General features: G+C 56.7%; 13 protein-coding genes. 9 read left to right on the top strand and 4 right to left on the bottom strand.

Annotated elements, in window-relative coordinates; translation table 11 throughout:
* Positions 1-108 precede the first annotated feature (108 nt).
* A complete protein-coding gene (tolC, locus tag ACNT1W_RS23065) occupies positions 109-1,602 on the bottom strand; it encodes an outer membrane channel protein TolC (RefSeq protein WP_012146967.1) in 1,494 nt (497 codons plus the stop codon).
* Between the two features lie 281 nt (positions 1,603-1,883).
* Between tolC and nudF the strand changes: the two genes are divergently transcribed.
* The 6 genes from nudF to ACNT1W_RS23035 all read left to right on the top strand — a co-directional run bounded on the left by nudF (position 1,884) and on the right by ACNT1W_RS23035 (position 7,313).
* Entirely contained in the window at positions 1,884-2,516 is a 633-nt protein-coding gene (gene nudF, locus ACNT1W_RS23060) for an ADP-ribose diphosphatase (RefSeq protein ID WP_112364136.1), read from the top strand.
* On the top strand, positions 2,516-2,941 hold the full coding sequence (locus tag ACNT1W_RS23055) for a DUF1249 family protein (protein WP_012146965.1): 426 nt from the start codon (positions 2,516-2,518) through the stop codon (positions 2,939-2,941). The genes nudF and ACNT1W_RS23055 overlap by 1 nt, the downstream gene beginning before the upstream one ends.
* Before the next feature lie 27 nt (positions 2,942-2,968).
* A complete protein-coding gene (gene cpdA / locus ACNT1W_RS23050; protein WP_012146964.1) occupies positions 2,969-3,796 on the top strand; it encodes a 3',5'-cyclic-AMP phosphodiesterase in 828 nt (275 codons plus the stop codon).
* Positions 3,796-4,380, top strand: a complete 585-nt coding sequence (gene yqiA / locus ACNT1W_RS23045) for an esterase YqiA (RefSeq protein ID WP_012146963.1) — start codon at positions 3,796-3,798, stop codon at positions 4,378-4,380. The genes cpdA and yqiA overlap by 1 nt, the downstream gene beginning before the upstream one ends.
* A 44-nt stretch (positions 4,381-4,424) precedes the next feature.
* A complete protein-coding gene (gene parE / locus ACNT1W_RS23040; protein WP_012146962.1) occupies positions 4,425-6,320 on the top strand; it encodes a DNA topoisomerase IV subunit B in 1,896 nt (631 codons plus the stop codon).
* Positions 6,321-6,416: 96 nt separating this feature from the next.
* The gene (locus ACNT1W_RS23035; RefSeq protein ID WP_261099304.1) at positions 6,417-7,313 is read left to right on the top strand and encodes a LysR substrate-binding domain-containing protein; all 897 of its coding nucleotides are present in this window, start codon (positions 6,417-6,419) and stop codon (positions 7,311-7,313) included.
* Between the two features lie 27 nt (positions 7,314-7,340).
* Here ACNT1W_RS23035 and ACNT1W_RS23030 read toward each other — a convergent pair whose 3' ends face one another.
* Both ACNT1W_RS23030 and ACNT1W_RS23025 read right to left on the bottom strand, forming a co-directional pair.
* Complete coding sequence (locus ACNT1W_RS23030; protein WP_012146960.1) at positions 7,341-7,649, bottom strand: putative quinol monooxygenase; 309 nt, start codon at positions 7,647-7,649, stop codon at positions 7,341-7,343.
* Between the two features lie 33 nt (positions 7,650-7,682).
* On the bottom strand, positions 7,683-8,264 hold the full coding sequence (locus tag ACNT1W_RS23025; protein ID WP_012146959.1) for an NAD(P)H-dependent oxidoreductase: 582 nt from the start codon (positions 8,262-8,264) through the stop codon (positions 7,683-7,685).
* 316 nt (positions 8,265-8,580) lie between these two features.
* Here ACNT1W_RS23025 and parC point away from each other — a divergent pair, with 316 nt between their 5' ends.
* The 3 genes from parC (at position 8,581) to ftsP (ending at position 13,380) form a co-directional block, all read left to right on the top strand.
* The gene (gene parC / locus ACNT1W_RS23020) at positions 8,581-10,854 is read left to right on the top strand and encodes a DNA topoisomerase IV subunit A (RefSeq protein WP_419246186.1); all 2,274 of its coding nucleotides are present in this window, start codon (positions 8,581-8,583) and stop codon (positions 10,852-10,854) included.
* A gap of 240 nt (positions 10,855-11,094) precedes the next feature.
* Entirely contained in the window at positions 11,095-11,832 is a 738-nt protein-coding gene (locus ACNT1W_RS23015) for a 1-acylglycerol-3-phosphate O-acyltransferase (protein ID WP_012146957.1), read from the top strand.
* 132 nt (positions 11,833-11,964) lie between these two features.
* The gene (gene ftsP, locus ACNT1W_RS23010; RefSeq protein WP_112364139.1) at positions 11,965-13,380 is read left to right on the top strand and encodes a cell division protein FtsP; all 1,416 of its coding nucleotides are present in this window, start codon (positions 11,965-11,967) and stop codon (positions 13,378-13,380) included.
* Here ftsP and ACNT1W_RS23005 read toward each other — a convergent pair.
* A complete protein-coding gene (locus tag ACNT1W_RS23005) occupies positions 13,377-14,315 on the bottom strand; it encodes a LysR family transcriptional regulator (protein ID WP_419246887.1) in 939 nt (312 codons plus the stop codon). The genes ftsP and ACNT1W_RS23005 overlap by 4 nt on opposite strands.
* Between the last annotated feature and the right edge of the window lie 115 nt (positions 14,316-14,430).

Below are 14,430 nucleotides of genomic sequence, written 5' to 3'. Positions count from 1 at the left end.
CACCCCAGGGTGGGGGAACGGCTGTGAGGCGGTGGGCAGAACCGATGAGCAGGCAAAAAAAACGGGGTGCGGCAGATGCCGGACCCCGTATTCAGCGCAGTACGGCAATCAATTACGGAATGGATTACCGCTGGTGCGTGCAGGCTGGCTGGTGGTGGCCGCCGGCGCGGAGGCGCGGGTGGCAACCGGTGCTGCAGTTTGTGGCGCAGGGGCGTTGCCGTTATAGCCTTCAGCGTAAGCGTCCTGTGCGGTAGTCGGTGGCGCTACCACGTCTTGCGAAGTAGAAATCGGTTTACCCAATGCGCCATTCAGCATCATCAGATCGTTCTCGTTCAGGGTACCGAGTGCCGACTTGATGTTCAGTTGGTTGATCAGGTAGGTATAACGCGCGCTGGAGAGCTGTTGCTTGGCGTTATACAGCGTACTGGTCGCATCCAGCACGTCGACGATGGTACGGGTACCTACCTGGTAACCGGCCTCGGTCGCATCCAATGAACTCTGAGCAGACACTACCGCTTGTTGATAGGCGTTGATGCTGCTGATCGAGGCATTTACGTTATTGAACGAAGAACGCACGGTCTGCACTACGCTGCGGTGGGCGCTTTCCAGTTGCTCACTGGCGCCAACGAAGTTGTACTGCGCCTGCTGCACCTGCGAGTTGGTCTGGCCGCCGCTGTACAACGGCAAGTTAAAGCTCAGGCCCACTTTGTTCTGACCAATATCAGCGTCGTTGTTCACGTTGCGAGAACCGCTGTAATTAGTATTGCTCACCGCGGTGGATGCGCTGAAATCAACGGTAGGCATATAACCGGTCTGTGCGGAACGGATCTGCTCACGGGCCAGATCCTGGCTCAGGCGAGCGGACAACAGGCTCAGGTTACGGCTTTCGGCTTCTTTCAGCAGATTATTGACTGCATCCGGGCGTTTGGTGTTGAAACGGTCGGTATTCAACGAGGCCAGTTCCGGATAGAAGGTGCCGGTGACCTGGCGCAGTTTTTCCAGCGCGTTGTCCAGGTTGTTACGGGCGGTGACTTCGGCCGCCAGCACGGTATCGTAGGACGAACGAGCGTTCTGCACGTCGGTGATCGCGACCAGGCCCACGTTAAAGCGTTGGGTGGTCTGGTCCAGGGTGCGGTAAACCGCTTGCTTGTTCGCCTGGGTGTAGGACAGCGTATCGATGGCGCTCAGCACGTTAAAATAGGCGGTAGCGGTATCGAGGATCAGCTGCTGTGACGAGGTTTGGAAAGTCACGTCGGAAATGCCGGCGGTTTTTTCCTGCAGCGTCAGCGCACGCCATTTGGACATGTCGAAGATAGTCTGGGTCAACGCCAGGGAGCCACTGGTGGCATCGCTGTTGGCATCTTTGCTGTCACGGTAGCCATTGGTGTAAGTGTAACCGGCGCTCAAACCCAACTGCGGCAGCAACGGGCTGCGTGCTTCGTTGATTTTTTCGAATGCGGCGTCACGGTCAGCGGCGGTTTTGCGCAGATCCGGGTTACTTTCCCTGGCCTGTTTGTAGACCTGCAGCAGGTTCTCTGCCTGGCTCATTGCACTGAAGCCGCCCAGGCTCAGTCCGATAAGAAGGGGGAGCAGTTTCTTCATTTGCATTCCTTGTTGTGCAGCAATATTGCGGAGTTAGCTGACGATAGACGAAATAGTTGCCGATTCTAGCAGAGTCTGTTGTACGCCTAAGGTGGCTGAATGTGCCATCTCGCGTAACTTTTACCTTTCAGGCCGCCTGTTTACATTAGTTCAACTGGTCGCACACGTCACACCTGATATCATGGCTCACAATCTATCATAAAGCCGCGGAAGATTATCCCGCCGTTTCTGTCATCAAAACTGTTTATTTTATCGGCATACTCATGCAGGAGAATTCACTTATGAGCCACTCGCTTCCGTCGCCCGTTACTCTTGATGAAAATGATGTAGAAATTATTGCACGGGAGACGCTTTACCGTGGTTTTTTTTCACTCAATTTATATCGTTTCCGCCACCGCCTGTTCAACGGTGACATGAGCCCAGAAATTAAACGTGAAATTTTTGAGCGTGGGCATGCCGCGGTGTTACTTCCCTATGACCCGGTGCGTGACGAGGTGGTGCTGATTGAACAACTGCGGATCGCCGCGGTCGATACCAGTAACTCACCCTGGCTACTGGAAATGGTGGCGGGTATGATCGAAACCGGCGAAAGCGTTGAAGACGTGTGCCGCCGTGAAGCGCAGGAAGAGGCCGGCGTCGATGTCGGGCGGTGCAAGCCGGTGCTGAGCTACCTGGCCAGCCCCGGTGGTACCAGCGAGCGCCTGTCGATTATGGTGGGCGAAGTGGACGCGACTACCGCAGTTGGCATCCATGGACTGGAAGAAGAGCATGAAGATATCCGTGTCCATGTGGTCAGCCGCGAACAGGCTTACCGCTGGGTTGAAGAGGGCGCGATTGATAACGCGGCATCAGTGATTGCATTGCAGTGGCTGGCGTTGCACCATGAATCGTTAAGAAAAGAGTGGGCCAATTAATGAAACAGCGCTATACCCCTGATTTCCCCGAAATGATGAGATTGTGCGAAACCAACTTCGCGCAATTGCGCCGCTTGTTGCCGCGCAATGACGAAGTGGGTGAAACGGTGACTTATCAGGTGAGCGGCGCCAGTTATCGTCTGACCATTATTGAATCCACCCGCTATACCTCGCTGGTGCAAATTGAACAGACCGCCCCGGCGGTCAGCTACTGGAGCCTGCCAGCCATGACGGTGAGGCTGTATCATGACGCGATGGTTGCGGAAGTGTGTTCAAGTCAGCAGATCTATCGCTTTAAAGCGCGTTATGATTATCCCAACAAAAAGTTGCATCAACGCGACGAAAAGCATCAAATTAACCAGTTTCTTGCTGATTGGTTGCGCTACTGTTTGGCGCATGGAGCGATGGCGGTTCCGGTTTGTTAAACAGACTGAGATAACAAAGGACACCATTTGGAAAGCCTGTTTAAACCGACCGTGGCAAGTGGGGCCAGGGTCAGGATCCTGCAAATAACAGATACCCACCTTTTTGCCGGCGAAAATGAGACTTTGCTTGGCATTAATACCTATCGCAGCTATCACGCGGTGTTGGACGCTATCCTGGCGCAGCAGCGTGATTTTGATCTGGTCGTCGCCACCGGTGATTTGGCTCAGGATCATTCATTGGCTGCCTATCGGCACTTTGCCGAAGGTATTGCACGACTGCCGGCGCCTTGCGTTTGGCTGCCGGGCAACCATGATTTTCAGCCGGCGATGGTCGACGCACTGGCCGACGCCGGGATTGCCCCGTCAAAACAGGTACTGGTGGGCGACCACTGGCAGGTGCTGTTGCTCGATAGCCAGGTGTTCGGCGTGCCCTACGGCGAGTTGAGCGACTATCAGCTCGAGTGGATGGAGCGCTGCCTGCAAGCCTATCCCGAGCGCTATACCTTAATGCTGTTGCATCATCATCCGCTGCCTTCCGGCTGCACTTGGCTCGATCAGCACAGCCTGCGCAACCCGCATATGCTGGGTGCGGTGCTGCTGCGTTACCCGAAAGTGAATACCCTGCTGTGCGGGCATATTCACCAGGAGCTGGATCTGGAGTGGCAGGGCAGGCGCCTGCTGGCCTCGCCGTCCACCTGCGTGCAGTTCAAGCCGCACTGCACCAATTTCACCATCGACGAGGTTTCACCCGGCTGGCGTTATATTGATTTACTGCCGGACGGCCGCGTCGAAACGCAGGTTTTCCGCTTGGAAAACGACGATTTCCGCCCCGACATGGATTCGGAAGGGTACTGATGCCTTCGACACTGCTCTATCTGCACGGTTTTAACAGTTCGCCGTTTTCGGCCAAGGCAACGTCTTTCAAGGCGTGGCTGGCCGAACATCATCCGCATATTGAGGTATTAGTGCCGCAGCTGCCGGTTTTCCCGGCGGAGGCTGCCGAGATGATCGAGAACATGGTGATGGAGCGCGCCGGGCAGACGATAGGCCTGGTCGGTTCCTCACTGGGCGGGTACTACGCAACCTGGCTTTCACAGTGTTTTTCACTGCCGGCGGTAGTGGTTAACCCTGCTGTGAAGCCGTTTGAGCTGCTGATTGACTACCTCGGCAAAAACGAGAACCCCTACACCGGCCAGCAATATGTGTTAGAGTCTCGACACGTTTACGATCTGAAAACGATGCAGATCGATCCCTTGGAGTCACCGGATTTAATCTGGTTGCTGCAACAAACGGGCGATGAAATTCTCGATTATGGGCAAGCGGTGGCCTATTACACTGCGTGCCGTCAGACGGTGGAATCGGGTGGAAACCACGCTTTCGTCGGTTTCGAGCACTACTTCCCCCAGATTGTGGATTTTTTAGGGCTCAACGCTGTCTGAGCAGGCGGTTCCGGTTCCTTCCTTTAACCACGAAAAATTCAACGATGACTCAATCCAGCTATAACGCTGATGCCATTGAAGTACTCAGCGGTCTAGAACCAGTGCGCCGTCGTCCCGGCATGTATACCGACACGACGCGCCCCAATCACCTCGGCCAAGAGGTGATAGATAACAGCGTCGATGAAGCGTTGGCCGGTCACGCCAAGCGCATCGACGTGATTCTGCACGCCGATCAGTCACTGGAAGTGATCGATGACGGCCGCGGTATGCCGGTGGATATCCATCCTGAAGAAGGCGTTCCTGCGGTTGAGTTGATCATGTGTCGTCTGCACGCGGGCGGTAAATTCTCCAATAAAAACTACCAGTTCTCCGGCGGCCTGCACGGCGTGGGGATTTCGGTGGTTAACGCCCTGTCGACCCGGGTGGAAGTCAACGTCAAGCGCGACGGTAATGTCTACAGCATTGCCTTCGAAAACGGCGACAAGGTGCAGGATTTGGCGGTGACCGGCAGCTGCGGCAAACGCAATACCGGCACCAGCATCCACTTCTGGCCTGACGAGAAGTTCTTCGACAGCCCACGTTTCTCGGTTTCGCGTCTCAGCCACCTGCTGAAAGCCAAAGCGGTACTCTGTCCTGGAGTAGAAATCTACTTCATCGACAAGCTGAACAATACCGAGCAACGCTGGTGCTATCAGGACGGCCTGACCGATTACCTGATGGAAGCGGTTAACGGCCTGATTACCCTGCCGGAAGCGGCGTTTGTCGGCAACTTTGCCGGTGACACCGAAGCGGTAGACTGGGCACTGCTGTGGCTGCCGGAAGGCGGTGAACTGCTGACCGAAAGCTACGTGAACCTGATCCCGACCATGCAGGGCGGCACCCACGTTAACGGCCTGCGTCAGGGGTTGCTGGATGCGATGCGCGAGTTCTGCGAATTCCGCAATATTCTGCCGCGCGGCGTGAAGCTTTCCGCTGAGGATATCTGGGACCGTTGCGCCTACGTGCTGTCGGTGAAGATGCAGGATCCGCAGTTCGCCGGGCAGACCAAAGAGCGTCTGTCGTCGCGTCAGTGTGCGGCCTTCGTCTCCGGCGTGGTGAAAGACGCCTTCAGCCTGTGGCTGAACCAGAACATACAGGCGGCGGAACAGCTGGCCGAGTTGGCTATTTCCAGCGCCCAACGCCGTCTGCGTGCCGCCAAAAAAGTGGTGCGCAAGAAGCTGACCAGCGGTCCGGCACTGCCGGGTAAACTGGCCGACTGCACCTCGCAGGACCTGAACATGACCGAGTTGTTCCTGGTGGAAGGGGACTCGGCGGGCGGTTCAGCCAAGCAGGCGCGCGATCGCGAATATCAGGCGATCATGCCGCTGAAAGGTAAAATCCTCAATACCTGGGAAGTGTCTTCGGACGAAGTGCTGGCTTCGCAGGAAGTGCATGACATCTCGGTGGCGATCGGTATTGATCCGGACAGCGAAGATCTCAGCCAATTGCGCTATGGCAAAATTTGTATCCTGGCGGATGCGGACTCAGACGGCCTGCACATTGCCACGCTGCTGTGCGCGCTGTTTGTGCGCCACTTCCGTTCGCTGGTGAAGGGTGGCCACGTCTATGTGGCGATGCCGCCTCTGTACCGTATCGACCTCGGCAAAGAGGTGTTCTATGCGCTGGATGAAGAAGAAAAGGCCGGCGTTCTGGAACAGTTGAAGCGCAAAAAGGGCAAGCCTAACGTTCAGCGCTTTAAAGGGCTGGGTGAGATGAACCCGCCACAGCTGCGTGAAACCACGCTCGACCCCAATACCCGTCGTCTGGTGCAGTTGACGGTGAGCGATGAAGACGTGGATCAGACGCTGGCGATGATGGACATGTTGCTGGCCAAGAAGCGTTCGGAAGATCGCCGCAACTGGCTGCAGGACAAAGGCGATATGGCCGAGCTGTCTGCCTGACAGACCAGGCGAAAGACTGACTGACCCGGCTTCCCCGCCGGGTCTTCTTCCCGCAGGGGGACCGCGTGCGGCACCCGACCACACTGGGCGGAATCCATGAAAATCACCCTCGAAGAGTTACTGGCGTTTACCACCGTTGTTGATAGCGGCTCCATTACTGCCGCCGCCGAACAGCTTGGCCAGACCACCTCCGGCATCAGCCGTGCCCTCAGTCGGTTGGAAAAAAAGCTCGATACGACCCTGATGCGCCGCACCACGCGCCGGTTGGAGCTGACCGAAGAAGGCCAAAGTTTTCTCGGCCATGCGCGTGAAATTATCAACTCGGTGGAGAATGCTGAAGAGCAGATGGCGCTGCGCAGGCTGATCCCGGCCGGCAGGCTGCGGGTCAATGCCGCCGCCCCCTTTATGGAACACGTGATTGTGCCGCTGGTGGCGGGCTTTCGCCAAAGCTACCCGCAAATTGAGCTGGAACTGAATACCGATAACCTGATCATCGATCTGCTGGAGAAACGCACCGATATTGCCATTCGCATCGGCGCGCTGCGGGATTCGACCATTCATGCACGCCTGCTGGGTGCCAGCCGTTTACGTATTCTCGCCAGCCCGGATTACCTCGCACGTTACGGTACACCGGCCAGCGTCGAAGCGCTGCGAGATCACAGCCTGCTGGGCTTCACCCAACCGGAGTCACTCAATCTGTGGCCGCTGCGTTATCAGCAGGCACAGCACTTTGCTATCACGCCGACTATTTCGGCATCCAGCGGCGAAACGTTGCGGCAGTTGGCGTTGCGGGGTGAAGGGATTGTGCAACTGGCTGATTTTATGACCCGTGACGATCAGCGTAGCGGGCGGCTGGTACCGTTGCTGGAGCAGGAGACGTTGGATGTGCGCCAGCCGATTAATGCGGTCTATTACCGCAATACCCAGCTGGCGGCGCGTATTACCTGTTTCCTGGACTACGTCAGCGCGCATATTGACGCGCAGACGCTATAGGGGCCATAGGGCGGCCCCTCAGGGGCATTAAAGTGCGTTACCCAGTACGTGAATGGTCACGCCCAGTACGCTGTCCTTGATGGTGTCACGATGCCGATGCATGTGAGCGATATCCAGATGTTTTTCCAGGTGCGCCTGGCTGGCCCATTTTTCCAGCATAAACACCGAGTCCGGCGACAGTTTTTGCCAGGGTGCCTGGGTGTGGCTGTCGATCATCGGCGTATATTCGCTACAGCCGTCTTCTGCCAGCACCAGCGGGATCAGTTTCTCAATCGCCTTCAGGACCGTTTCACGGTGGCCCGGTTTGGTTTTGATTTCTGCAATTACGGTGATCATCACTACCTCATTGATTGACGTGCATAGTGCCAGTTAAGCAAAAATTTCGGCCAGATGCTCGCGATAACGTGCGATGTCGCTGTCGATATCCGGTTGTTTAATCACGTCATTACAGATAAAGGTCGGCAGCGCTTCCATGCCCAGAAACTCATTGGCCTTGTGGAAGTGCAGATACACGCCGTCAACGCCGACGCCGTGGAAGAACTGTTCCGGGTCGGTAAAGGCTTCCAGCGGGGCGTTCCAGGTCAGGCTCAGCATGTACTTTTTACCCTGGATCAGGCCACCGGAACCGTATTTCTTACCCGCGTCCGAGCGGGTGCGACCATCGCTGGCATACAGGCTGCCATGCCCGGCGGTGAACACTTCATCGATGTATTTTTTCAGGATCCACGGCTCGCCCATCCACCAGCCTGGCATCTGATAAACCACCACGTCGGCCCACAGATATTTTTGCACTTCGGCTTCGATATCGTAACCGTCATCGACCACGGTAACCTGTACCTGGTGTTGCACATCGCGCAGATAGGTTTCCGCCACGTCGCTCATGGTTTGGTTGAGTTCGCCGTTGGAATGGCCGAACTGTTTTTTAGCATTGATAATCAGGATATTGCTCATCTTTCGCGGCACCTGTCAGAGTTAAAGTCTATGATGCCCTCCGCGCCAGGGGGCGGAAAACATTTCACTGACAGGGAGTGTAATGCTTGGCAATGTAAGTAAAAATGGGATCCAGCGCACAACAGTGTTGACTGTGAGTCAATAAATGCGCCGTGGGATAGCGAAATTTTGCATAAAATCGGCCGATGAACCCGCGACACCGGACGATTGCTGCGCCATCTGTGACAGCCACCCCGCTGATGAGTTACTATCGCGGACAGAATCAACCCTTTGTCGTCCAGGGATTGCCAAGCCACGGTCTGAGGATAATTGAGTAATGAGTGATCTGACTCATGACGGTGTAGAGCGTTTACCGCTGCACACATTCACTGAAAACGCCTATCTGAACTATTCCATGTACGTCATCATGGATCGGGCGTTGCCGTACATTGGTGACGGTTTGAAGCCGGTACAACGCCGCATCATTTACGCCATGTCTGAGCTGGGGCTGAATAACAGCGCCAAATTCAAAAAATCTGCCCGTACCGTGGGTGACGTGCTGGGTAAATATCATCCGCACGGCGACAGTGCCTGCTATGAAGCCATGGTGTTGATGGCGCAGCCATTCTCATATCGCTATCCGCTGGTAGACGGCCAGGGGAACTGGGGGGCGCCGGATGACCCGAAATCCTTCGCCGCGATGCGTTATACCGAATCCCGCCTGTCCAAATATGCGGAAGTGCTGCTGGCCGAATTGGGCCAGGGCACGGTTGACTGGGTGCCGAACTTTGACGGCACCATGCAGGAGCCGAAGATGTTGCCGGCCCGCCTGCCCAACATCCTGCTGAACGGTACCACCGGTATTGCCGTGGGTATGGCGACCGATATTCCACCCCACAACGTGCGTGAAGTGGCCGCCGCTGCGGTGGCGTTGATCGACAAGCCTGGCGCTTCGCTGGAAGAGTTGTTCGAGTTCGTACAGGGCCCGGATTACCCGACCGAAGCCGAGATCATTACCCCGCGTGAAGAAATCCGCAAAATTTATCAGAACGGTCGTGGCTCGGTCCGCATGCGCGCCGTCTGGAGTAAAGAAGACGGCAGCGCGGTGATCACCGCCTTGCCGCACCAGGTTTCCGGTGCCAAGGTGCTGGAGCAGATTGCCAGCCAGATGCGTGCCAAAAAGCTGCCGATGGTCGAAGATCTGCGCGATGAATCCGATCACGAGAACCCAACGCGGCTGGTGATTGTGCCACGCTCGAATCGAATCGATCTCGATCAGGTGATGAATCACCTGTTTGCCACGACCGATCTGGAACGCAGCTACCGCATCAACATGAACATGATTGGTCTGGACAACCGCCCGCAGGTGAAAGGGCTGGTGGAAATCCTCACCGAGTGGCTGGCATTCCGTCGCGATACGGTGCGTCGCCGCCTGAACTACCGTCTGGAAAAAGTACTGAAACGCCTGCACATCCTGGAAGGTTTGCTGGTGGCGTTCCTCAATATTGATGAAGTGATCCACATCATCCGTAGCGAGGACGAACCCAAGCCGGTGCTGATGCAGCGCTTTGGTATTTCCGATACCCAGGCCGAAGCGATCCTCGAACTGAAACTGCGCCATTTGGCGAAGCTGGAAGAGTTCAAGATCCGCGGTGAGCAGGATGAGTTAGCCAAAGAGCGCGATCAACTGCAGGCGTTGCTGGCCTCCGAGCGCAAGCTGAACACCCTGATCAAAAAAGAGATCCAGGCCGATGCGCAGGCCTACGGCGACGATCGTCGCTCGCCGATTACCGAGCGTGCAGAAGCCAAGGCGATGAGCGAGCATGACTTTGTGCCGTCGGAGCCGGTGACTATCGTGCTGTCTGAAATGGGCTGGGTGCGCAGCGCCAAGGGCCACGATATCGATCCAAGTGGCCTGAGCTACAAGGCCGGTGACAGCTTCCGCAGTGCGGCACGTGGCAAGACCAACCAGCCGGTGGTGTTTATCGACTCCACCGGGCGCAGCTACGCACTGGATCCGCTGACGCTGCCTTCGGCGCGTGGGCAGGGCGAGCCGTTGACCGGCAAGCTGACGCCACCGCCGGGCGCGACCATTGAACAGGTGCTGATGGCTGCGGACGACCAGAAATTGCTGATGGCTTCCGATGCCGGTTATGGCTTTGTCTGTACCTTCAACGATCTGGTGGCGCGTAACCGTGCCGGTAAGGTGATGATTACTCTGCCGGATAATGCCAAAGCGCTGGCGCCGATGGAAATCCACGGTGAAGATGACATGCTGCTGTCGATCACTGCTGCCGGGCGCATGTTGTTCTTCCCGGTTGCCGACCTGCCGCAACTGTCGAAGGGCAAGGGCAACAAGATTGTCTCCATCCCGTCGGCACAGGCCGCATCCGGTGAAGACAAGCTGGCATGGCTGTTCGTGCTGCCGCCGCAAACCTCTGTAACCCTGCACGTGGGTAAACGCAAGCTGACGCTGCGTCCGGAAGATTTGCAGAAGTTCCGTGCGGAACGTGGCCGTAAAGGCACCTCACTGCCACGTGGCCTGCAGCGAATCGATCGCGTAGAGGTTGATGCCCCGGCACGTGTGCCTGGCGGTGACAGCGAAGAATAAGCCTGTGAAGGCTGGATAACCCCACGGGCGCAGCATACTGCGCCCGCTTTATTTCCCACCACCGGCAATTATTTTCAAATAGTTAACATTTCCCGGCATAAAATTATTGTGCGTTTCGTCGGCTGGCGGGAAAATAGCAAAAAAAGGCAGGGCAGGTTTTCGAACCCTGCAATCAAAGAATGAGTAAAGGGATCTGCGCAGCGTTTCAGGCTGCGCCGGCAGTGTGCTAATGAGGTTGTTATGTTATTAATTTTACGTGCCGTGCTCGCCACTCTGTATTGTCTTCTGGTGTGCATTTTCGGTTCTATTTACTGTTTGGTATTCCGCCCCCGTGATCCCCGCCATGTGGCGACGTTCGGTCATTTGTTTGGTCGCCTGTCCGGGTTATTTGGTCTGAAAGTGGAAGTCCGGGTACCGGCCGATGCGGCCAAAAACGGCAACTGCATTTATATTGCCAACCACCAGAATAACTACGATATGGTGACGGCCGCCAAAGCGGTGCAGCCGCGCACCGTGACCGTGGGTAAAAAAAGCCTGCTGTGGGTTCCGTTCTTCGGCCCGCTGTATTGGGTGACCGGTAACTTGCTGATTGACCGGGATAATCGCGCCAAGGCGCACGGTACCATTGCCCAGGTGGCTGAACAGTTTAAAAAACGTGATATTTCGGTCTGGATGTTTCCAGAAGGTACGCGCAGCCGCGGGCGTGGGTTGATGCCGTTTAAAACCGGTGCATTTCACGCGGCAATCGCTGCCGGGGTGCCGATTGTGCCGATCTGCGTTTCCACCACCAGCGGTAAAATTAATCTTAACCGTTGGGATAACGGTCATGCGATCGTAGAAGTGATGGAACCGATCGATATCAGTAATTACGGTAGAGAAAATGTGCGTGAGCTGGCAGCCCATTGCCATGAGCTGATGCTGGCGAAAATTGCCGAGCTGGACGCAGAAGTTGCCCAGCGCAATGCAGCCGGAAAATAATATTCCTACCGGCTTCAAAGAATGAACTTTTAAACGGCGTAAAACGCCGTTAACGCCTGGGCTCCTGCTAATCTGATTAACAGGAGCCCGGTCTTTGCACACGGTTTAGTCATTGCTTTTCATGGAGAAAATATGTCACTCAGTCGACGTCAGTTTATTCAGGCATCGGGCTTGGCGCTGTGCGCAGGAGCCGTGCCGCTGAGGGCTGAGGCGAGCGGAATGCAGACCCCATTACCTATTCCCCCGCTGCTGGAGTCCCGCCGCGGCCAGCCGCTGTTTTTAACCTTGCAGCGCGCCCATTGGGCATTTATGGATAACCGCAAGACGTCGGTGTGGGGCATTAACGGCATGTACCTTGGGCCGACGGTGCGGGTTTACAACGGTGATGACGTCAAGCTGATCTACAGCAACCGCCTGCCGGAGCCAGTGGCGATGACCATCAGCGGTCTGCAGGTGCCGGGAACCCTGATGGGTGGCGCACCGCGCATGATGTCTCCTAACGTTGACTGGTCGCCGGTGCTGCCAATCCGTCAGAGTGCCGCCACCTGCTGGTATCACGCCAGCACGCCCAACCGCATGGCACCGCATGTTTACAACGGCCTGGCCGGGCTGTGGCTGGTCGAAGACGAAGTCAGCAAGGCATTGCCGCTGCCCAACCACTATGGCGTCGATGATTTCCCGTTGATCATTCAGGACAAGCGACTGGATAACTTCGGCACACCGGAATACGCTCCCCCGTCGCAGGGCGGCTTTATCGGCGATACGCTGTTGGTTAACGGCGTGCAAAATCCTTATGTCGAAGTGTCACGCGGTTGGGTGCGCCTGCGTCTGCTCAATGCCTCCAACTCACGTCGCTACATGCTGCAACTGAGTGACGGTCGGCCGTTAAATGTGATCGCCAGCGATCAGGGTTTCCTGCCGGCTCCGGTAGCGGTACAGCAGCTGTCACTGGCGCCGGGTGAGCGCCGTGAAGTACTGATCGATATGTCAAAAGGCGATGAAGTGACGATCAGCGCCGGCGAGGCTGCGGGCATTATGGATCGCCTGCGTGGCCTGATTGAGCCTTCGAGCATCCTGGTTTCTACCCAGGTTCTGACGCTGAAACCGACCGGGTTGTTGCCGCTGGTGACCGATAACCTGCCGATGCGCCTGCTGGCGGATGAACTGCTGGACGGCAGCGTCAGCCGCACCCGCGAGTTCCGTCTGGGCGATAGCCAGGCCGGGATCAACGGGGCTATCTGGGACATGAACCGTATCGATGTGCAAACCCAGCAGGGCAGTTGGGAGCGCTGGAATATCCATGCGGATACGCCGCAGGCGTTCCATATTCAGGGCGTACGTTTCCTGGTGAAACGGGTCAACGGTGCGCAGCCGATGGCGGAAGATCGCGGCTGGAAGGACACGGTATGGGTCGACGGCGACGTCGAGCTGCTGGTTTACTTCAACCAGTCCACTTCGGAACATTTCCCGTTCCTGTTCTACAGCCAGACGCTGGAGATGGCAGATCGCGGCAGCGCAGGCCAGTTTATGGTGCAGCCTGCGCTTTAAGCTCGTTGCATAGACTTGTTCTGGGGAGCTGTACGCAGCATCTCCAGAAACGCCTGCACCACCGGCGTTGCGCTGTCAGCGTGATAAATAGCGTAAAGATCCGCTGACGGCGCCTGCTGCAGCGGGCAAAAACGCACGCCGGGCCAGGGAATACGGCCGTAACTGTCCGGCAGCAGCGTGATGCCATAGCCTTCGGCCACCAGTGCCATCAGCGTTTGCGGTTCGTTGACCTGATAGGCGATATCCGGCTTGAAACCCTGCTGCAGACACAAATTGTGCAGATAGAGACCCAAACTGGCTTCGTGCGGCGGCAGAACAATGAATTTTTCATGCCGCAGCGCGGCGAGCGGCAGGCTTTCCGCCTGAGCCAGTGGGTGGCCCTGCGGCAGCACCAGCGCAATATTCTCCCGTGCCAGCAACTGACTCGCCAACCCCGGCAATACCTGCTCCTTTGCCTCGCGCCAGACGCCAATATCGATATGACGCTTTTGCAGCGCAGCAATCTGCTGGCTGGGTGTCAGTTCGTTTAACGCCCAGGTGACGTTGGCCGTTTGCCCGGCAAAGCGTTTCAGCGCCGGAATTAGCCCGCCCCAAACCGAAGTGCCGACCATGCCGACCACCATGTGCCCGGCCTCGCCGCGCCCCAACTGCTGCACCTGATTGAGCGCATGCCCGGCCTGATCGAGCAGCATTTCTACATTGTGAAACAGCGTGCGACCGGCCAGCGTCAATGCCATCGATCGGGTGGTACGCTTGAATAGCTCCACGCCCAGTTGGCTCTCCAGCTCTTTAATATGTTTGCTGAGCGGCGGCTGCGAAATATTCAGCCGCAGCGCCGCCTGAGTGAAGTTCATCTCCTCCGCTACCACGCGGAAATAGTGCAGCAGGCGGAAGTTAATTCGGCTGGGATCGGGCAGTGGCTGGGGCTGTTTGATGCTGATGATCGCCTCCTGGGGCTACCAATTTATAGGTAAATGGAATAAATCGGCCGCCAATAATGTATTGGTCGCCGCCGCGCCTCGCTCTCTACTATGGGGATAACCTCCCCCC

This window comes from Serratia sp. NFX21, assembly GCF_048517035.1.
In the GTDB taxonomy this organism is placed as follows: domain Bacteria; phylum Pseudomonadota; class Gammaproteobacteria; order Enterobacterales; family Enterobacteriaceae; genus Serratia; species Serratia quinivorans.
The sequence above is the reverse complement of the archived record's forward strand: the minus strand, read 5'-3'. Positions and strand labels throughout refer to the sequence as shown.